Origin of the sequence: Mycolicibacterium wolinskyi, from assembly GCF_002101965.1 — a bacterium.
GTDB lineage: Bacteria > Actinomycetota > Actinomycetes > Mycobacteriales > Mycobacteriaceae > Mycobacterium > Mycobacterium wolinskyi.
Window position 1 is genome coordinate 384819 of the sequence record NZ_LQQA01000033.1, and the last position, 19296, is coordinate 404114.

The 19296-nt window shown below is 67.7% G+C and carries 17 protein-coding genes; 10 read left to right on the plus strand and 7 right to left on the minus strand.

Annotated elements, in window-relative coordinates; genetic code table 11:
* Positions 1-149: 149 nt before the first annotated feature.
* Genes AWC31_RS32040 through AWC31_RS32050 form a run of 3 tightly spaced genes read left to right on the plus strand, consistent with a single transcriptional unit; the run spans position 150 to position 3492 of the window.
* On the plus strand, positions 150-1976 hold the full coding sequence (locus tag AWC31_RS32040; protein WP_207626461.1) for a fatty acyl-AMP ligase: 1827 nt from the start codon (positions 150-152) through the stop codon (positions 1974-1976).
* Positions 1977-2021: 45 nt separating this feature from the next.
* Positions 2022-2696: a TetR/AcrR family transcriptional regulator gene (locus tag AWC31_RS32045; RefSeq protein ID WP_374213972.1), complete on the plus strand. Its 675-nt coding sequence runs from the start codon at positions 2022-2024 to the stop codon at positions 2694-2696.
* A gap of 10 nt (positions 2697-2706) precedes the next feature.
* Positions 2707-3492, plus strand: a complete 786-nt coding sequence (locus AWC31_RS32050; protein WP_085149116.1) for an enoyl-CoA hydratase/isomerase family protein — start codon at positions 2707-2709, stop codon at positions 3490-3492.
* Between the two features lie 6 nt (positions 3493-3498).
* Here the strand turns inward: AWC31_RS32050 and panB are convergent, their stop codons facing one another.
* On the minus strand, positions 3499-4359 hold the full coding sequence (panB, locus tag AWC31_RS32055; RefSeq protein ID WP_085149119.1) for a 3-methyl-2-oxobutanoate hydroxymethyltransferase: 861 nt from the start codon (positions 4357-4359) through the stop codon (positions 3499-3501).
* 161 nt (positions 4360-4520) lie between these two features.
* Here panB and AWC31_RS32060 point away from each other — a divergent pair, with 161 nt between their 5' ends.
* From AWC31_RS32060 to AWC31_RS32090, 7 genes are all read left to right on the plus strand, one after another.
* On the plus strand, positions 4521-5912 hold the full coding sequence (locus AWC31_RS32060) for a WS/DGAT/MGAT family O-acyltransferase (RefSeq protein WP_085149122.1): 1392 nt from the start codon (positions 4521-4523) through the stop codon (positions 5910-5912).
* Between the two features lie 61 nt (positions 5913-5973).
* Positions 5974-7488 carry an alpha/beta hydrolase gene (locus tag AWC31_RS32065; protein ID WP_207626462.1) on the plus strand — a complete coding sequence of 505 codons (1515 nt, stop codon included), beginning with the start codon at positions 5974-5976 and terminating at the stop codon, positions 7486-7488.
* An 89-nt stretch (positions 7489-7577) separates the two neighbouring features.
* On the plus strand, positions 7578-9065 hold the full coding sequence (locus tag AWC31_RS32070) for an alpha/beta hydrolase (protein WP_085149914.1): 1488 nt from the start codon (positions 7578-7580) through the stop codon (positions 9063-9065).
* A gap of 88 nt (positions 9066-9153) precedes the next feature.
* On the plus strand, positions 9154-10494 hold the full coding sequence (gene glnA / locus AWC31_RS32075; RefSeq protein ID WP_067855312.1) for a type I glutamate--ammonia ligase: 1341 nt from the start codon (positions 9154-9156) through the stop codon (positions 10492-10494).
* Between the two features lie 23 nt (positions 10495-10517).
* Positions 10518-13508 carry a bifunctional [glutamine synthetase] adenylyltransferase/[glutamine synthetase]-adenylyl-L-tyrosine phosphorylase gene (locus AWC31_RS32080; RefSeq protein ID WP_085149128.1) on the plus strand — a complete coding sequence of 997 codons (2991 nt, stop codon included), beginning with the start codon at positions 10518-10520 and terminating at the stop codon, positions 13506-13508.
* Between the two features lie 37 nt (positions 13509-13545).
* Positions 13546-14175, plus strand: a complete 630-nt coding sequence (locus tag AWC31_RS32085) for a PaaI family thioesterase (RefSeq protein WP_085149131.1) — start codon at positions 13546-13548, stop codon at positions 14173-14175.
* A 9-nt stretch (positions 14176-14184) separates the two neighbouring features.
* Positions 14185-15045 (plus strand): TIGR03619 family F420-dependent LLM class oxidoreductase, encoded by an 861-nt coding sequence (locus AWC31_RS32090; RefSeq protein WP_085149133.1) that lies wholly within the window; start codon positions 14185-14187, stop codon positions 15043-15045.
* 1 nt (position 15046) lies between these two features.
* On the opposite strand, the gene AWC31_RS32095 is transcribed toward AWC31_RS32090, so the two are convergent.
* From AWC31_RS32095 to AWC31_RS32120, 6 genes are all read right to left on the minus strand, one after another.
* The gene (locus AWC31_RS32095; RefSeq protein WP_085149916.1) at positions 15047-16018 is read right to left on the minus strand and encodes an asparaginase; all 972 of its coding nucleotides are present in this window, start codon (positions 16016-16018) and stop codon (positions 15047-15049) included.
* 34 nt (positions 16019-16052) lie between these two features.
* Positions 16053-16475, minus strand: a complete 423-nt coding sequence (locus AWC31_RS32100) for a DoxX family protein (protein WP_067855323.1) — start codon at positions 16473-16475, stop codon at positions 16053-16055.
* 31 nt (positions 16476-16506) lie between these two features.
* Positions 16507-16938, minus strand: coding sequence for a D-aminoacyl-tRNA deacylase (dtd, locus tag AWC31_RS32105; RefSeq protein WP_085149137.1), 432 nt, complete (start codon positions 16936-16938; stop codon positions 16507-16509).
* 48 nt (positions 16939-16986) lie between these two features.
* Positions 16987-17313 carry a darcynin family protein gene (locus AWC31_RS32110; RefSeq protein ID WP_067855328.1) on the minus strand — a complete coding sequence of 109 codons (327 nt, stop codon included), beginning with the start codon at positions 17311-17313 and terminating at the stop codon, positions 16987-16989.
* An 842-nt stretch (positions 17314-18155) separates the two neighbouring features.
* Positions 18156-18983 carry an alpha/beta hydrolase family protein gene (locus tag AWC31_RS32115; protein ID WP_085149140.1) on the minus strand — a complete coding sequence of 276 codons (828 nt, stop codon included), beginning with the start codon at positions 18981-18983 and terminating at the stop codon, positions 18156-18158.
* Entirely contained in the window at positions 18984-19292 is a 309-nt protein-coding gene (locus AWC31_RS32120; protein ID WP_133060235.1) for a hypothetical protein, read from the minus strand.
* Positions 19293-19296: the final 4 nt, after the last annotated feature.

Genomic DNA, 19296 nt, shown 5'->3' on the forward strand with positions numbered 1-19296 from the left:
ACCTTCGCTGTGCACCGGATCCGATGGCACCAGCGTGCCACACCGGAATGGTTGCCCTTAACCGACCAAAGGTCACGTCAAGGTAAAGACTTTGCGCCGCGCACAACAGGTTCCACCCGTTTCTGAGGAAACCTCTTAAGATTGCGGACATGGGTCTGGATGCCATGACGACGAGCGGCGCTTCGGCACGCCTGAAGGTCGCGGATTACCTGGATTCGGATGGCGAGATCGCCATCCCGGACGGCTCCACGCTGCTGTCGCATTTCGACCGCAACGTCGCCGAGTTCGGTGATACGCCGGCTTACCGATATCTGGATTTCGACCATGACGGACGGGCCGTCGAGCTGACCTGGGCGCAGCTCGACACCCGGGTCCGCGCGGTCGGAGCCCGGTTGCAGCAGGTCACATCACGTGGCGACCGCGTGGCGATCCTGACCCCGCAGGGCGTCGACTACGTCGTCGCGTTCTTCGCCGCGATCCGCGCGGGCGCCATCGCGGTTCCGTTGTTTTCCCCGGAACTGCCCGGCCACACCGAGCGCCTCGATGCGGTGCTGGGCGACGCGAGCCCGTCGGTCGTGCTGACCACCACGGCGGCGGCCGGACCGGTCGGCGATTTCCTGCGCAAGCTGCCACGGGCGCGGCGGCCCCGGATGATCGCCGTCGATGCGGTACCCGACTCCGTCGGCGCCGGATTCCGCAGCGCGGAACTACGCACCGACGACATCGCGTACCTGCAGTACACGTCGGGGTCCACGCGCACACCGGCCGGTGTGGAAATCACCCACCGCGCGGCCTGCACGAACGTGCTGCAGATGATCATCTCGGTCGGCCTGGACTGGAACATCCGCAGCGTCAGCTGGCTGCCGCTGTTCCATGACATGGGTCTGCTGATGATCATGTTCCCGGCGTTGTGCGGCGGCCACATCACGTTGATGTCGCCGGTGGCGTTCGTCCGACGCCCGTACCGCTGGATCAAAGAACTCGGGGCGTCCGACTTGCCGACGTTTGCCGCGGCGCCCAACTTCGCCTACGAGCTCGCGGCCCAGCGCGGCCTGCCGCCCGCGGGCGAGGAACTCGACCTGAGCAACGTCGCCGGCCTGATCAACGGCTCCGAGCCGGTGAGCATGTCCTCGATCGAGGTGTTCAACAACGCGTTCGCGCCGTACGGGCTCTCGCCGACGGCCGTCAAACCCTCCTACGGCATGGCCGAGGCCACGCTGTTCGTCTCGACGATCGCGCCCGACGCCCGCCCGAGCGCCATCTACGTCGACCGCGAGGAACTCGGAGCCGGCCGCGCGGTCCTGGTATCGCCCGACGCGCCGGAAGCGGTGCCCCAGGTGTCGTGCGGGCAGATCGCGCGCAGCCAGTGGGCGGTGATCGTCTCGCCGGACGACGACGTCGACGCCGAGCTGCCCGACGGCCAGATCGGTGAGATCTGGCTGCACGGAGACAACGTCGGCCAGGGCTATTGGCGGCGGCCGCACGAAACCGAGCTCGCCTTCCGCAACAAGCTGCAAACGCGACTCGAGCGCAACAGCCATGCGGAGGGTGCGCCGGAGGGTGCGTCGTGGTTCCGCACGGGCGATCTGGGCATGTACGTCGACGGCGAGCTGTACATCACCGGCCGGATCAAGGACATGGTGATCGTCGACGGTCGCAACCATTACCCCCAGGATCTGGAGGCCACCGTGGCCGAGGCTTCGCCCGCGGTGCGGGCGGGATTCGTCGCGGCGTTCTCCGTGCCGTCCCCGTCCGGTGAACGCCTGGCGATCGTCGCGGAGCGGGCCCCGGGCGCGGGGCGCGCCGACCCGGCGCCGATCGTCGACGCGATCCGCGCCGCGATCTCGCGGCGCCATGCTGTCGCCGTGGCTGACGTCAAACTCGTTGCGGCAGGGTCGATTCCGCGTACGACGAGCGGCAAGCTGGCCCGCCGCGCCTGCCAGCAGCAGTACCTGGCGGCGCTGCAGCCGGCGTGACGGCACGCGGCCCGGTGTCAGAATGTTGAGATGACCACCGGGGCGATGGCTGGCGCGGGCCGGGGCCGTCCGCGCCTGGAACAGCCCCGTAGGCCGGGCAAGACGGCCCGCGAGGAGATACTCGACGCCGCGGCCGAGCTGTTCACCACCCACGGCTACGCCAGTACGTCCACCCGTCGGATCGCCGATGAGGTTGGGGTGCGCCAGGCGTCGCTCTACCACCATTTCGCGACCAAGGACGACATTCTCGACGCGCTGCTGACCGGGACGGTCGACGCGCCGCTACGGCTGGCCACGGATCTGGCAGGGGAGTCCGGCCCGGCCGCGCCGCGACTGCACACGCTCGTGGTTGGCGACGCGACCCAGCTGTGCGCGGGCCGGTGGAACCTCGGTGCGCTGTACCTGCTGCCGGAGCTGCGGACCGATCGCTTCGAGCCCTTCCGCCGCAGCCGCGCCGAGCTGCGTAGCCGCTACCGGCGGTTGTCTGCCGACGTGATCGCCGAGTGCGGCGGCCCGCCCGATGCCGACGATTTGCCGTTCCGCCTGGTCGAATCGGTGATCAACAGCCGCTCCGACGATGCCGACATACCGCCCGAACAACCGTGGGTGATCGGCGAGGGCGCCCTGCGGGCCGTCGGCTACGACCGCGATTTCGCCGACCTGGTCCGCGCGACCGCGGACCGGCTGGGGGTGCGACCGCCGCAGCGGGCGGCCCGCTAGAGTCCGGTGCGTGACCGAGCCCACGTATGAAGCCATCACGTTCGAGCAGTCCGGTGCGATCGCGCGCATCACGCTGAACCGCCCGGACGCCGCAAACGGCATGAACCACACCATGACTCGGGAACTGGCCGATGCCGCGCGGCGCTGCGACACGGTGGGCACCAAGGTCGTCGTGCTGACCGGGTCCGGCCGGTTCTTCTGCGCGGGCGGCGACCTCAAGGCGTTCTCCACCGCGCCCGCCCGCGGGCAGTTCGTCAAGGGTGTCGCCGACGACCTGCACCGGGCCATCTCGTCGTTCGCGCGGATGGACGCCGTGCTGATCACCGCGGTCAACGGCACCGCGGCGGGGGCGGGCTTCTCGCTCGCCGTCACCGGAGACCTCGTCCTGGCGGCCGAATCGGCGTCGTTCACCATGGCCTATACCAAGGTGGGGCTGAGCCCGGACGGCAGTTCGTCGTACTACCTGCCGCGTCTGGTCGGCATGCGCCGCGCACAGGAACTGATGCTCACCAACCGCACGCTGTCGGCGGCCGAAGCGCAGGACTGGGGCCTGGTCACCGAGGTGGTCGCCGACGCGGACCTCGCGGAGCGGGCGGGCAAACTCGCCGAGCAGTTGGCCGGCGGGTCGGCCGGGTCGAACGGCGCGGTCAAGACGCTGCTGCTGTCCTCGCTGAAGAACAGCCTCGAAGAGCAGATGGAGGCCGAGGGCCGGTTGATCGCCGCACGCGCGGACTCGGCCGACGGCCGCGAGGGGGTTGATGCGTTCCTCGCGAAGCGCCGGCCCGACTTCGCGTAGCGATACCTAGTAGCTGTGCTCCTCGGCCGGGAACGCCCCGGCCGCCACATCCTGCGCGTACTGCGTTGCGGCACGGTGCAATTCGCCACCCACGTCGCCGAAGCGGCGGACGAATTTGGCGGTCTTGCCGCTCGTGAGGCCGGCCATGTCCTGCCAGACCAGCACCTGGGCATCGCAGTTGGGGCCCGCGCCGATGCCGACCGTCGGAATGGTCAGCTTGCCGGTGATCTGGGTGGCCAGCTCGGCGGGCACCATCTCCAGCACGACCGCGACGGCGCCGGCTTCCTGGACGGCGATCGCGTCGGCGATGGTCTGATCGGCGGCATCGCCGCGGCCCTGCACACGGAACCCGCCGAGCCCGTTGACGCTCTGCGGCGTGAAGCCGATATGGGCCACCACCGGGATGCCCGCCGCGGTCAGCGTCGCGATCTGCTCGGCGACGCGTTCGCCGCCTTCGAGCTTGACGGCCTGCGCGCCGGTTTCCTTCATGAACCGCGTCGCGGTTGCGAGCGCCTGCTGCGGGCTCGATTCGTAGCTGCCGAACGGCAGGTCGGCGACGACGAGCGCATGCGGGGCGCCCTTCACCACGGCCCGCGCCAACGGGATCAGCTCGTCGATGGTGATCGGCACGGTGGTGTCGTAGCCGTAGACGACGTTTGCCGCGGAGTCACCGACGAGGAGCACCGGGATACCGGCGTCGTCGAACACCCGCGCGCTGGAGTAGTCGTAACAGGTGAGCATGGCCCACTTGTGGCCTTCGGCCTTCCACTTCTGGAGCGTGACCGTGCGAACCTTGGTGCGGGGTTTGGTGTCCTGCGCACCGTCCGAAGACACGCCGGCGGCACCGTAAACAGACTGTTCAGACATCGTTGTCCCTCGATTGATGGTCTTTTCGAATCCTCGAGGCCAATATGTGGTCCCCGGGTTCGGCTGACACATGTCAGTCTGCCACCCGCCGGAAAGTGGGTAAACGACTCGTTAAGTGGATTTCCTCACAGTTGCCGACTCGTCTCCCTACGATCAGGCGCATGCAAAGGCTCAGCGGACTCGACGCCAGCTTCCTGTATCTCGAAACCGCGGCCCAGCCGATGCACGTGTGCTCGGTGCTCGAACTCGACACCTCGACCATGCCCGGCGGCTACACGTTCGACCGCATGCGCGACGCGCTGTCACTGCGGATCAAGGCCATGCCGGAATTCCGGGAGAAACTCGCCGACAGCCGGTTCAACCTCGACCATCCGGTTTGGGTGGACGACAAGGACTTTGACGTCGACCGGCACCTGCACCGGATCGGGCTGCCCGCGCCGGGTGGTCGCACCGAACTCGCCGAGATCTGCGGCCACATCGCGTCGTTGCCGCTGGACCGCACCCGGCCGCTGTGGGAGATGTGGGTCATCGAAAACGTCGCGGGCACCGACGCACACGCCGGCGGACGGCTCGCGGTGATGACGAAGGTGCACCATTCCGGCGTGGACGGCGTCACGGGCGCCAATCTGATGTCGCGGCTGTGCACCACCGAACCCGACGCGCCGCCACCGGATCCGGTCGAAGGCGTGGGCGGGGCAACCGGGCTGGAGATCGCGATCAACGGCGCGGTGAAGTTCGCGACGAGGCCGTTGAAGCTGGTCAACGTCGTGCCGTCGACGCTGTCGTCGGTGGTCGACACCGTGCGGCGGGCACGCAACGGCATGACTATGGCGGCCCCGTTCGCCGCGCCCAAGACCGCGTTCAACGCCAACGTCACGGGCCACCGCAACATCGCGTTCGCGCAACTCGACCTCGAGGACATCAAGACCGTCAAGAATCACTTCGGCGTCAAGGTCAACGACGTGGTGATGGCGCTCGTGTCGGGTGTGCTCCGCACTTTTCTGGCCGATCGCGGTGAGCTGCCGGAGAATTCGCTCGTCGCGATGGTGCCGGTCTCGGTGCACGACCGGTCGGACCGGCCCGGGCGCAACCAGGTGTCGGGCATGTTCTCCACACTCGAAACCCACATCGACGACCCGGCCGAACGTCTCAAGGCCATATCCGAGGCGAATTCGGTTGCCAAACAACACAGTTCGGCGATCGGCGCGACGCTGCTGCAGGATTGGACGCAATTCGCGGCCCCGGCGGTGTTCGGCGTGGCCATGCGCGTCTATGCGGCCAGCCGGCTGTCGGGGGCCAAACCCGTGCACAATCTCGTCGTCTCCAACGTGCCGGGGCCGCAGGTGCCGTTGTATTTCCTCGGCGCCGAGGTCAAGGCGATGTATCCGCTGGGGCCGATATTCCACGGTTCGGGCCTCAACATCACGGTGATGTCGCTGACCGGCAAGCTCGACGTCGGCATCGTGTCGTGCCCGGAATTGCTGCCCGACCTGTGGGACCTGGCCGACGACTTCGCCGTCGCGCTCGACGAGTTGGTGAAGGCGACCCGGTAATCCCGGCTGGTCGGCTGGCCCTGACCGGTGCACGCGGCGAGTCATGGCAGCATGTGGTGCCATGAAGGTCAGGATCAGGTTCGGTGCGCTGCTGGCGGTGATGGTGCTGGCGGTGGCGGGCTGCAGCCAGGTGATCGAGGGGCGCGCGATCATCGCGGTGCCCAGGCCGGGCACCCCGGTGCAGTGGTTGCCGTGCAATGCGGGTGCGGGCGATCAGGCACCCATACCCGACGCGGCCGAATGCGGGCTCCTGTCGGTGCCGGTGGACTATTCCAAGCCCGACGGTGACGTTGCCAGGATCGCGATGATCCGCTTCCCGGCGACCGGCGAGAAGATCGGTTCGCTGGTGATCAACCCGGGCGGGCCCGGCGAATCCGGCGTCGAGTCGGCGCTGTCGCTGCTGCCGAGCCTGCCGCAATCGGTCAAGGAGCGATTCGACATCGTCGGGTTCGATCCGCGCGGCGTCGCGTCGTCGAACCCTGCGGTGTGGTGCAACTCCGACGCCGACAACGACCGCCAGCGTGCCGACCCGACGGTGGAGTACACCCCGGAGGGCGTGGCCCACCTGGAGGCCGAGACCAAGGCGTTCGTTCAGCGGTGTGTCGACAAGATGGGCGAGGAGTTCCTCGCCAACGTCGGCACGGACAACGTGGCCAAGGACCTTGACGCCATTCGGGCCGCGCTCGGTGACGAGAAGCTGACCTACCTCGGCTACTCCTACGGCACGCGCATCGGCGCCACCTACGCCGAGGAGTTCCCGGACAAGGTGCGCGCGATGATCCTCGACGGCGCCGTCGATCCCAACGCCGATCCGGTCGAGGAGAGTGTGCGCCAGGCCGCGGCGTTCCAGAAGGCTTTCGATGACTACGCCGCCGACTGCGCCAAGAGCCCCGACTGCCCGCTGGGCGCCGATCCGGCCAAGGCCGTCGAGGTGTACAAGAGCATCATCGACCCGTTGGTCCAGAACCCGGCCAAGACGCGCGACGGGCGCGGCCTGAGCTACAGCGACGCGACCGTGGGCACGATCCTGCCGCTCTACTCGCCGAACCTGTGGCGGCACCTGACCGACGCGCTCAAATCGCTCAAGGAGGGCGACGGCAACCTCATGCTGGCGCTGGCCGACCTGTACATGGGCCGAGATGCCAAGGGCCACTACAACAACTCCACCGACGCGCGGGTGGCGGTCAACTGCATGGACAAACCCGCGATCACCGACCGCGCCGTCGTCGTCGAGCAGGACCGCAGGCTTCGCGAGGTCGCACCGTTCATGAGCTACGGCGAGTTCACCGGCAACGCGCCGCTCGGGGCATGTGCATTCTGGCCGGTGCCGCCGACCAGCACACCGCACGAGATCGCGGTGAGCGGGCTGCCGCCGGTGCTCGTCGTCTCGACGACCAACGACCCGGCCACGCCGTACCAGGCCGGTGTGGACCTGGCGCGCCAGCTCGGCGGCACGCTGGTCACCTTCGACGGCACCCAGCACACCGTGGTGTTCCAGGGCGACAAGTGCATCGACGACATCGCCGCGACGTATCTCGTCGACGTGACCGTGCCGCCGCCGGACACCCGCTGCTGACCGCCGCCGAATCGCAAGGTCACCGTATGGTTGCCGGCCGATCTCTGGTCGGCCTCAGCGGAAGACTCGGCCGTACGGGCCGTGCGACCATGGCAGCCGTGCGGTGGGTGGGCGGAATCTTGACGGCGATGCTGCTTGCCCTGCCCGCGGTCGTGATGCCGGTGGCATCCGCCGCGCCACCGGCGTGGGGCACCTGCGCGAACTGGATTCCCGACGTGTCGGCGATCCCGACCGCTCAATGCGGCACGGTCGCGGTGCCGGTCGATTACGCGGATCCCCAAGGCGCACAAGCGCAGTTGGCCGTCATCCGGGTGCCGGCCACCGGTGATCGCCTCGGGGTGCTGATGGTCAATCCTGGCGGTCCCGGAGCGTCGGCGGTCGACACCGTCGCCGGGATGGGTGCGGCGCTGGCCGACACCGAGATCGGTCGCCGGTTCGACCTCGTCGGGTTCGACCCGCGCGGAGTCGGGCACTCCACGCCGCAATTGCGTTGCCGCACCGATGCCGAGTTCGACGCGTACCGCCGTGAGCCGATGGCCGATTACAGCCCGGCCGGCGTCGCCCACATCGAAGGCTTGTACCGGCAGTTCGCCCAGCAGTGTCTGGACCGGATGGGCGCACCGTTCCTGGCCAACATCGGCACCGCATCGACGGTGCGCGACATGGACGCGGTACGGATCGCGCTCGGTGAGGACCAGATCAACTATCTGGGCTTCTCATACGGGACCGAATTGGGCGCGGCCTACGCCGAACAGTACGGCGACCGGGTGCGTACCATGGTGCTCGACGGCGCGGTCGATCCGAGCATCGACCCGATCACCAAGAACATCCGCCAAATGGCCGGATTCCAAAAGGCTTTCGAGTCCTATGCCGCCGATTGCGCCAAAGCCCAGGGCTGCCCGCTCGGCACCGACCCCGCCCAATTCGTCAGCCGCTACCAGCAATTGGTCGATCCGCTGGTAGCCCGCCCCGGCAGCACGTCCGACCCGCGGGGTCTGAGCTACCAGGACGCCAACACCGGGACGGTCAACGCGCTGTACTCGGCGCGGTACTGGCCATATCTCACCAGTGGGCTGCTCGGCCTGCAGCGTGGCACCGACGCGGGGGACCTGCTGCTGCTGGCCGACGACTATCAGAACCGCGACGACGCGGGCCGGTACCAGAACCTGCAGGACGCCTTCACCGCGATCCGGTGCGTCGACGCGCCGTACCCGACCGACCCGGCCGTGTGGGCCGACGCCGACCGCCGGATCCGGGAAGTCGCGCCGTTTCTGGCCTACGGCGCATTCACCGGATACGCACCGCGCGACGTCTGCGCGCTCTGGCCGGTGCAGCCCACGTCGGTGCCGCACCAGGTGCGTGGGCCCGGGCCAGGCAAGGTCGTGGTCGTGTCAACCACGGGCGATCCCGCGACGCCGTATCAGGCCGGGGTGGACCTGGCCCGGCAGATGGGTGCGGCGCTGATCTCGTTCGACGGCTCGCAGCACACCGTCGTGTTCAACGGCGACGCCTGCGTCGACACCGCGGTGCTGAACTTCTTCGTCGACCGGCAGTCGCCCGGCAACCTCAATTGCTAGGTGCGTGAAGCGGCCGCGCAGCGACACGGAAATCAAACCCAGCCAGGGCCGTAACACGGATTTAACAGCCGGTGCCTACGCTGCGGGCATGGACCGCCAGAAGGAATTCGTGCTGCGCACGCTGGAGGAACGCGATATTCGGTTCGTCCGGTTGTGGTTTACCGACGTGCTCGGATACCTCAAGTCCGTGGCAATCGCGCCCGCCGAGCTCGAGGGAGCCTTCGAAGAGGGCATCGGCTTCGACGGCTCGTCGATCGAAGGGTTCGCGCGCGTATCCGAATCCGACACGGTCGCGCGGCCCGATCCGTCGACGTTCCAGGTGCTTCCGTGGACCAGCAGCTCGGGCCAGCATCATTCGGCGCGGATGTTCTGCGACATCACCATGCCCGACGGTTCACCGTCGTGGGCGGACTCCCGGCATGTGCTGCGCAGGCAGCTGGCCAAGGCCAGTGATCTGGGCTTCTCGTGCTACGTCCACCCCGAGATCGAGTTCTTCCTGCTGAAGCCCGGCCCCGATGACGGCAGCGTGCCGGTGCCCGCCGACAACGGCGGCTACTTCGACCAGGCCGTGCACGACGCGGCGCCCAACTTCCGCCGCCACGCCATCGACGCGCTGGAGCAGATGGGCATCTCGGTGGAGTTCAGCCACCACGAAGGCGCGCCGGGCCAGCAGGAGATCGACCTGCGTTACGCAGACGCGCTGTCGATGGCCGACAACGTCATGACGTTCCGCTACGTGGTCAAGGAGGTCGCGCTCGGCGACGGGGTGCGGGCCTCGTTCATGCCCAAGCCGTTCGCCGAACACCCAGGCTCGGCCATGCACACCCACATGAGCCTGTTCGAGGGCGACACCAATGCCTTCCACAGCCCCGACGACCCACTGCAACTGTCCGACGTGGCCAAGTCCTTCATCGCGGGCATCCTCGAGCACGCCAGCGAGATCAGCGCCGTGACCAACCAGTGGGTGAACTCCTACAAGCGGCTGGTGCACGGCGGCGAGGCGCCCACCGCGGCGTCCTGGGGTGCCGCCAACCGCTCGGCGCTGGTTCGCGTGCCGATGTACACGCCGCGCAAGGCGTCGTCGCGTCGCGTCGAGGTGCGCAGCCCCGATTCGGCATGCAACCCGTACCTGACGTTCGCGGTGCTGCTCGCCGCGGGCCTGCGGGGCGTCGAGAAGGGTTACGTGCTGGGCCCGCAGGCCGAGGACAACGTCTGGAGCCTGACCCCCGAGGAGCGCCGCGCGATGGGCTATCGCGAGTTGCCGTCGAGCCTCGGCAACGCGCTGGAAGCCATGGAGAGCTCGGAGCTGGTGGCAGAAGCGTTGGGGGAGCACGTATTCGACTACTTCCTGCGCAACAAGCGCACCGAGTGGGAGAACTACCGCAGCCACGTCACGCCCTACGAGCTCAAGACGTATCTGTCGCTCTAGTCGCTCCCTGTAACGTTTTCTTCGTGCCCAAGCCCGCGACCGAGCGCCCGAAACTGCCCAGTGTCGGCCGGCTCGGGCTGGTCGACCCGCAGGCCAACGCCCATCTGGACCGGCTCGGCTGGAACACCGACGATCACGTCGAACTGTTGTGGTCGCTGTCGCGCGCCCCGGACGCCGACGTCGCGCTGCTCGCGATGGTGCGGCTCGCCGAGGCGCTGGGCGGCGACTGGGACGAGCTGAACCGCGAACTGCTGACCGACCGCGCGCTGCGGGGCCGGCTGTTCGGTGTCCTCGGCTCGTCGCTCGCGCTCGGCGACCATGTGGTCGCCCACCCGCAGTCCTGGCGGCTGCTGGCGGGGAGGGCCGTTCTGCCGGGCGCCGACGAGTTGCGCGAGGCGTTCACCGCGGCCGCGCAGCAGGTCGACATCGACCGGGGCACAAGTGTCGCGGTGCCGCCCATGCGCGACCTGTACCGCGACAAGCTTCTGGTGCTGGCCGCCCTCGACGTGGCTTCGACCGTCGAGAACGAGCCCGTGCTGCCGTTCGTCACGGTGAGCACCCACCTGTCCGATCTGGCCGACGCCGCGCTGGGCGCCGCGCTGACGGTCGCCACGCGCGCCGTGTGCGCTGAGAGCCCGAGTGACGCCCTCCGGCTGGCGGTCATCGCGATGGGCAAATGCGGTGCGCGCGAACTGAACTACGTAAGCGACGTCGACGTGATCTTCGTCGGCGAAGACGTCACCAACGACAACCTGACGACCGCCACCCGGGTCGCGGGCGAGATGATGCGGTTCGCCGCCGACGCCTTCTTCGAGGTCGACGCGGCGCTGCGGCCGGAAGGCAAACGCGGACAACTGGTTCGCACGCTCGACTCCCACATCGCCTACTACCAGCGCTGGGCCAAGACGTGGGAATTCCAGGCCTTGCTCAAAGCCCGGCCCGCCGCAGGCGACCCCGACCTGGGTAAGGCGTACATCGACGCGTTGATGCCGATGGTGTGGACGGCCTGCGAGCGTGAGGATTTCGTGCCGGAGGTACAGGCGATGCGCCGCCGGGTCGAGGAACTCGTCCCCGCCGGCGTGCGGTCCCGTGAGATCAAGCTCGGTACCGGCGGACTGCGCGACGTCGAATTCGCCGTGCAGCTATTGCAATTGGTGCACGGTCGCAACGACGACTCCCTGCACGTGGCGTCCACGGTGGACGCATTGGCCGCGCTCGGCGCGGGCGGCTACATCGGCCGCGACGACACCGCGAACATGACCGCGTCGTACGAATTCCTGCGGCTGCTCGAACACCGGCTGCAACTGCAACGGCTCAAGCGCACGCACATGCTGCCCGACGACAGCGACGAAGAGGCGTTCCGGTGGTTGGCGCGCGCCGCCCACATCCGGCCCGACGGCACGCACGACGCGGCCGGGGTATTGCGCGAGGAACTCAAACGGCAGAGCCTTCGGGTGTCGCGCCTGCACGCCAAGCTGTTCTACCAGCCGCTGCTCGAATCGGTGGGCCAGCCGGCGCTGGGCATCGAGGCAGGCATGAGCACCGAGGCCGCCGAACGCCAGCTCGCCGCACTGGGTTATGAAGGCCCGCAGAGCGCGCTGACCCACTTGGCCGCGCTTACCGGCGCGACCGGCCGCAAGGGCCGGGTGCAGCAGGTGCTGCTGCCGACCCTGCTCGACTGGCTCTCGGACACACCCGACCCCGATGCCGGCCTACTGGCCTACCGCCGCATCAGCGACGAGCTGCAGGAGCAGCGCTGGTACCTGTCGACGCTGCGCGACGAGGGCGCCGTGGCCAAGCGGCTGATGCGGGTGCTCGGCACCTCGGCATACATCCCCGAGTTGCTGATGCGGGCACCCGAGGTGATCCAGCTCTACGCCGACGGGCCGAACGGGCCGAAACTGCTTGAGGGTGACCCCGACAGCGTGGCCCGGTCCCTGGTCGCGTCGGCCGGACGGCACGCCGACCCGGTCCGCGGTATCGCGGCCGCGCGTACGCTGCGCCGCCGCGAACTGGCCCGCATCGCGTCGGCAGACGTGCTGGGCATGCTCGAGGTGACCGACGTCTGCAAGGCGCTGACGTCGGTGTGGGTCGCGGTACTGCAGGCCGCGCTCAACGCGGTGATCCGCGCCAACACCCCAGAGTCCGGTGTGCCCGCCCGCATCGCGGTGATCGGCATGGGCCGCCTGGGCGGCAGCGAACTCGGCTACGGTTCCGACGCCGACGTGATGTTCGTGTGCGAGCCGGTGCCCGGCGTCGACGAGTCGGTCGCGGTCCGCTGGTCGGTAAGCATCGCCGAGCAGGTCCGCGCCCTGCTGGGCACGCCGAGCGCCGATCCACCGCTCGAGGTCGACGCCGGCCTGCGGCCCGAGGGCCGCAACGGCCCGCTCGTGCGCACGCTCGCGTCGTACGAGGCGTATTACGCGCAGTGGGCGCAGCCGTGGGAGATCCAGGCGCTGCTGCGGGCACACCGGGTGGCCGGCGATCTCGAGCTAGGCGAGCGGTTCCTGCTCATGGTCGACAAGACCCGATATCCACCGGGCGGGGTCTCGGCCGAGGCGGTGCACGAGATCCGGCGCATCAAGGCGCGCGTGGACGCCGAGCGGTTGCCCCGTGGCGCCGACCCCAACACCCACACCAAACTGGGCCGCGGCGGACTGGCCGACATCGAGTGGACCGTGCAGTTGCTTCAGCTGCGCTACGCGCACAAAGTGCCTGCGCTGCACAACACTTCGACGCTGGAGGCCCTCAACGCCATCGGTGCGGCCGAACTCGTGGCCGAGGGCGACGTCGAACTGCTGCGCGAGGCCTGGCTCACCGCGACGCGCGCACGCAACGCGCTGGTGCTCGTGCGCGGCAAGCCGACCGACCAGCTGCCCGGGCCCGGACGGCAGCTCAACGCGGTGGCGCTCGCGGCGGGCTGGGGCAGCGACGACGGCGGCGAATTCCTCGACAACTACCTGCGCGTGACGCGCCGCGCCAAGGCCGTTGTGCGCAAGGTTTTCGGGGGCTGAGCCGCCGGGCCGTGGTTAGTGGTGCTAATAAGGACGGGTGGACTACACGTTCGACGTCATCAGCGCTGATGAGCACGACCGATTGCAGGCACTCTACGAACCGTTGACGAACGCGGTGCGCGATCTCGTCGACGCGAGCATCCGGTCGGGTGTCGACGATGACAGCATCGGGCGGGCGACCGCAGCGATCGAGGCCGTCACCGAGACGCTGCGACGCGAGCAACGCGACGGGCCACAGCCCATGCGGCACGCCGAGACAGGCCGGCCGGTCGTGTGGGCCAACCCCGTGGTGGGCCTGCGCAACGCGCTCGCGCCGCCGCTCGTCATCAACCACGAATCCGACGGCACCTGCTGGAGCGAGTTCACGCTCGGCGCGGCCTACGAGGGGCCGACGGGCTGGGTGCACGGCGGGATCTGTGCGCTCGTGCTAGACCACATCCTCGGCGAGGTGGCCAGCGGCGGGCTCAACAAGCCGCTCTACACGGGGACGATCACGTGCCGGTACGTGCGCGGAACACCGTTGGGGGAGTTGCGTGCCGACGCGTTCGTCGAACGCACCGAAGGTGTCAAGACTCTCGCGCGTGGCCGGCTCAGCGACGCCGACGGGGTCACGGTCGAGGCCGAGGGCGTGTTCATCATGCCGGCCTGGGCCCGAAGCGCGGGATGACGTTGCCGCGTGAAGTTCTACATCGCGAGCGGCTTCCTCGACACCGCCGAGATCGTCGAGATCGCCAAGGCCGCAGACGATCTCGGCTACGACGGGATGGGCATTCCCGATCACATCGTCAACCTCGAGACACTGTCGACGCCCTACCCGTACACCAAGGACGGCGAACGCCGTTGGCAGCCGTTCACCCACTGGCCTGACCCGTGGGTGCTGGTCGGTGCACTCGCGCAGGCCACGACCCGGCTGCGGTTCACCACCACGGTCTACATTCCCGCGATGCGTGACCCCTACGCCGCGGCCAAGGCCATCGGCACCGCGGCCTACCTGGCCGGGGGCCGCGTCGACCTCGGTGTCGGCGTCGGGTGGTGCAAGGACGAATTCGAGCTCGTGGGGCAACGGTTCGACGCGAGGGGGCGGCGCACCGACGAGATGCTGGAACTGATGCGCGAGCTCTGGTCGCCCGGATGGGCCGAGTTCAGCGGCGAGTTCTACACCGCACCGAGGCTCGAGATGGAACCCACGCCGCCGCACATCCCGATCTGGGTCGGCGGCCTGTCGGATCTGGCGTTGCGCCGGGCGGCCCGCAACGACGGCTGGATCGGCGACCTCATCACGACCGACCGGGCGATCGCCGCGATCACGCGGCTGCGCGAATTGCGTGCCGAGGCCGGGTTGTCGATGGACGGTTTCACCGTGCTGACGCCGTTGGTCGACGCGATCACGAGCGCCGACTACGAGCGCGCCGAGGCCGGCGGAATCACCCACATCCTGACCATGCCGTGGATGTTCTACACCGGTCCCGACGCCTCACTGGCCGACAAGATCGATGGCATGAAACGGTTCCGTGCCGACCTCGGACTGGACCGTTAGGTCAGCCCCACCGGGTGAACACGTCATTGACCGGCCGGCCGGCGGCCAGAGCCGCCATCATGAGCACCCGGGCCTGACTCGGCCGTAGGTTGGGCACCATCACCGCGCCGGCCTTGACCATGTCGTCGCCAGGCCCGTATTCGGCCTCGACCGGACCGTTGGGCACGCGCGTCGAGATCGCGAACGCCACGCCGGCCGGCGCGTGCCGCCGTACCGCATCCACGACAGCGTCACCGGCATTGCCCGACCCGAGTGCTTCGAGCACGATTCCTCGCGCGCCCGCGGCCACTGCGGCATCGATCGGGCCCGGGCCGTCGCCCGGATAGGCCGCGACGATGTCGACGCGCGGTGCGGCCCCTGCCGACACCTCGGCGATGAACGGTTTTCGCGCAGGCTGATTCAATGTGAACACGTTGTCACCGACCGTGCCGACCGGTGCCGTGCCGCCGAACGCCGCCAGGTCGGCGGTGTTCATCTTGCGGGTGCCGAGCGCTTGGAAGACGTTGCCCGCGAAGGCGATCAGCACACCCTGATCGCGTGCGGCCGGGCTGGCCGCGACGGTCAGGGAATCACGCAGGTTGGTCGGCCCGTCGGCGTCGGGGGCGTCGGAACTGCGTTGCGCCCCGGTCAGCACCACCGGCGCCGAGCCCTGGTAGGTGGTCGCCAGCCACATCGCGGTGTCTTCCATGGTGTCGGTGCCATGGGTGATCACCACGCCGTCGGCGCCGTTGGCCACGGCGTTCTTGACCGCGGTGCCGATGGCATCCCAATCCGCCGGGGTGAGCTGCGAGCTGTCCTTCTTCATGAGGTCGACGACCTCGACGTCGAGACCTGCGGCGAGTTCCGCGCCGCCGACCGTCGGGCGCCGGACGCCACTGGGATCGGTGCTGGTGGCGATGGTTCCACCGGTTGTGATCACGACGAGGCGCGCGTCCTGCGGTTCGGCGCCCGCCGGCCCGGCCGTGGTGAGCAGCAGGCCCGCCGCCGTGACGGCGGCGAGCAGCAACCTACCCACGGGCGGTGCGCCGGCCACGCGCGGTGTCGAGCGCGAACGCGCCTCCGCCGATCGCGGCCAGCAGCAGGAAGCCGAAGCAGTACAGCACCGCCGGTTCGCCGCCGTTCTCCAGCGGGAACAAACCATTGGGCTGGTGCTGCCAGAAGTAGGCGACCGCCATCTCACCGCTCGCGATGAACGCCGCGATGCGGGTGAACAGACCGGTCAGGATCAGCAGGCCGAGCACGAGCTCGAGCAAGCCGGCCCACCAGCCCGGCCAGGTGCCGACGGGGATCGCGCCGCTGCCGGAATCCACCGGCCAGGCAAACAGTTTGGCCGCGCCGTGGATCGTGAACAGAAAGCCGAACACGACGCGGAATATGCCGATAACGACGGGGGAGTAGGTGGCGAGCCGGGTTTCCAGGTTAGTCGTCATGATCAGACCATACGCGCCACTCCCAGCCGGTTCACAGCTCCAACAGCACCGTTACCGGTCCGTCATTGACAAGTTCCACCTGCATATCCGTACCGAAAACCCCTGTTTCCACAGTCGCGCCCAATTTGCGCAGTGCGTCGGTGAACTCGGTCACGAGTGGTTCGGCGACCCCGCCGGGCGCCGCCGCGTTCCAAGACGGGCGGCGGCCCTTGTCGGTGTTGGCGTACAACGTGAACTGACTGATCGCCAGGATCGGTGCGTCAACATCGGATGCCGACTTCTCGCCGTCGAGAATCCTCAACTGCCAGAGCTTTTCGGCCATCCTGCGGGCCTTCGCCGCGTCGTCGTCATGGGTCACCCCGACCAGGGCGACCAGCCCTTGCGGGTTCGGCTCGATGGCACCGACGACGTCCCCGTCGACCGTCACGTGCGCACGCCTGACCCGTTGCACCAGAACACGCATCGGTCCATTGTGCTTTCGGTGCTGAGCCGGCCGCCGGTCGGGTGGCGGCTACCCGAGCGGGGATCTGCCGTAGTTGTCCGCGTACGCGTTCGCCACCCCGGGCAGGATCTCGACGATGGTGAAATACCGGTCCCAGAATGGCGTTTCACGCAGTTCCTCGACCGCGAGCTCGTACTCGTGCGGATCGGTGGTCTCCCACAGCAGGAGGTCGGTGACCCTCGCGGTGTAGAACTCCGTGTCGTACCAACGGAATTTCACTTCGGGGTGGCGCTCGAGTATCGGCTGTAGGTGCCGGGTCAACTCGTCGAACCGTTTGGCCACCGGGAATCCGAGCCATTCCGGATTGGTCTTGACCAACATGAAAACCGTGAACATGGTGAACCTCGTTCTCTCATAGGTGAATACGGCTGGAGAGAAACGAAAAGGCCAACGAATCTCTCCGTTGACCTGTGAGGTTGTCAGCACCACGAGCGGATGCGCTCGCGTTGCTGAGGTTAGCCTAAAACCGTGGCCCCCGGCAAGAACCGGGGGCCACGGTTTGAGCCGACTTGAACGAATTAGACGTCGTAGTAGAGCGAGAACTACACGCTGGGCGTTTGTTGAGGTTTGCTGCGTTGGTCATCGATCATCACCGCACGTCAGAGCGTTGGCAGTGTTGGTTTGGCTAGAGCGGAGTTGAAACTACTGCGGACGGACTGCGGACGCGGTGCCGTTGTTAACCAAGTCAACAACCGCAAATCTTCACCCCGAAATCGGACCCCCGGCCTTTTGTTAGGCGCGTTTGAAACGCGAGTTGCAGGTCAGAGGGCTTCTTCCGGGTTTGCAGGAGCATCTTGCCAGCGTCGACAAAATGCTCTCCTGAACCGGTTTTGTTTCACGTGAAGAAAAAAATATCGGGGGGAGGATCGCCTATGCCGGCCGTGGCGGGCCGGTGGCGGGTGGGAGGGGCAGTACCCCTGGGTCAGCCTCTCACCATGTCGGCTGGTCGACGTGAATCCACTTGATGCCTTCAGCGTCGGGCACACTCGCGGACGACGAGAAAGTCCTGGTAGAGGAAGGTGCTCAAGCTTGAGCCCGTCAGATCGGCCGTGGAGATGCTGGTCAAGTCGGTCGCTGAATTCGGCGGGCGGCCGCCGCTAGCCGAGGTCGAATCTTCTCGTAAGTTACGACAAGGTCTCTCGACCTATTGTTGTGTCGTACCGGGGTCGAACGTGAAGTCAGGTGTCAGGTGCTGCGGCCAGGCTGTTGAGCCACTGCGCCGCCAACTCCACACACGTCAGATCACTGCCAGCGAGCGGCTTAAACGTCGCGTACTGGGTATGCGGTGCCGACGAGCCGACACCTATATAGCCGAGCAACTGCGTAGCAGCGGAACGCAAATCGACCGGCGACGACTGGACCGTCTGCTTGACCGTTTGAGCCACGTTGCCACCACCTCCCCACATCGCCATGAACAGAGTTGTGGCCCATTCGCCGAACAGGTCGTCGCGGATGTCGGCGACGATGTCGTTCGGAATCGCCATGTCCCACCACCGATTAGCGTCGACGGTGACGAGTCGACGTGCGTCCTCGGCGATACCGTGACTGCCGAGCAGTGTGTAGCCGGGGAACGTGTGGTTGAGCTTGCGGCACGGGTTACCCATCGCCACACCGGCGAGGAAATCGGCATCGCGATGCGCCAGCTCACCGGACTGGATCTCTTCGTACACCTGCGAGATCACCATCGAACCCTGGCTGAATCCGACCAGCACGTACCGGCCTGGCCGGGCTTTGATCTTGTTGACGCAGTTGGCCACACCGATCGCGACGCTCCCGGTGAACGGCACCATGGCCGGGTACCAGATCGGCTCCCACCGGAATTTCGTCGGGTCGAGCAGCGCAACGACTTGGGCCGGGAAGTTGGCCTTGCCGACGCGAGCGTTGTAGTTGCCGGTGCCAGCGACGGTGTACACCGTGATCAGCGGATCCGGTTCCGGCTCAGGCTCCGGGTCAGCTTCGGGACCATCAAGCCAATCAAGGAGGATGGCCCGCAGGTCGAAACCCATTTATTCCGCGTCGAACTCGGCGTGGTAGGCATCCTCGGAGAGAACCCGGATCGCCCCCGTGGATGCCACAGCGACGTAAAGTCCTGGCGCCAGGATCATCTCTGGGGATCCATCTGCGGGTTTCATCACGATGCGGCGCTGCTTGACACCGTTCTCCACGAACACTTCATCGTGGGCGTACAGCAGGAATCCTGCATCTACCGCCTTGTCGGTGTCCGTCAAAAGGGAGCGAGACTCTTCCAAGGTGCCTTCGTATACTCCGCCCACCCAGGTCGGAATTTCCTTCGGGTTCACGGGATTCAATGCCACAGCT

Bases quoted from the DNA above. Each gene is read 5' to 3' on its own strand.
- glnA (WP_067855312.1), top strand. From the start codon at position 9,154: ATGGACCGCCAGAAGGAATTCGTGCTGCGCACGCTGGAGGAACGCGAT.
- AWC31_RS32115 (WP_085149140.1), bottom strand. From the start codon at position 18,983: ATGGGTTTCGACCTGCGGGCCATCCTCCTTGATTGGCTTGATGGTCCC.
- dtd (WP_085149137.1), bottom strand. From the start codon at position 16,938: ATGCGTGTTCTGGTGCAACGGGTCAGGCGTGCGCACGTGACGGTCGAC.
- panB (WP_085149119.1), bottom strand. From the start codon at position 4,359: ATGTCTGAACAGTCTGTTTACGGTGCCGCCGGCGTGTCTTCGGACGGT.
- AWC31_RS32060 (WP_085149122.1), top strand. From the start codon at position 4,521: ATGCAAAGGCTCAGCGGACTCGACGCCAGCTTCCTGTATCTCGAAACC.
- AWC31_RS32045 (WP_374213972.1), top strand. From the start codon at position 2,022: ATGGCTGGCGCGGGCCGGGGCCGTCCGCGCCTGGAACAGCCCCGTAGG.
- AWC31_RS32070 (WP_085149914.1), top strand. From the start codon at position 7,578: ATGGCAGCCGTGCGGTGGGTGGGCGGAATCTTGACGGCGATGCTGCTT.
- AWC31_RS32040 (WP_207626461.1), top strand. From the start codon at position 150: ATGGGTCTGGATGCCATGACGACGAGCGGCGCTTCGGCACGCCTGAAG.
- AWC31_RS32100 (WP_067855323.1), bottom strand. From the start codon at position 16,475: ATGACGACTAACCTGGAAACCCGGCTCGCCACCTACTCCCCCGTCGTT.
- AWC31_RS32110 (WP_067855328.1), bottom strand. From the start codon at position 17,313: ATGTTCACGGTTTTCATGTTGGTCAAGACCAATCCGGAATGGCTCGGA.
- AWC31_RS32065 (WP_207626462.1), top strand. From the start codon at position 5,974: ATGAAGGTCAGGATCAGGTTCGGTGCGCTGCTGGCGGTGATGGTGCTG.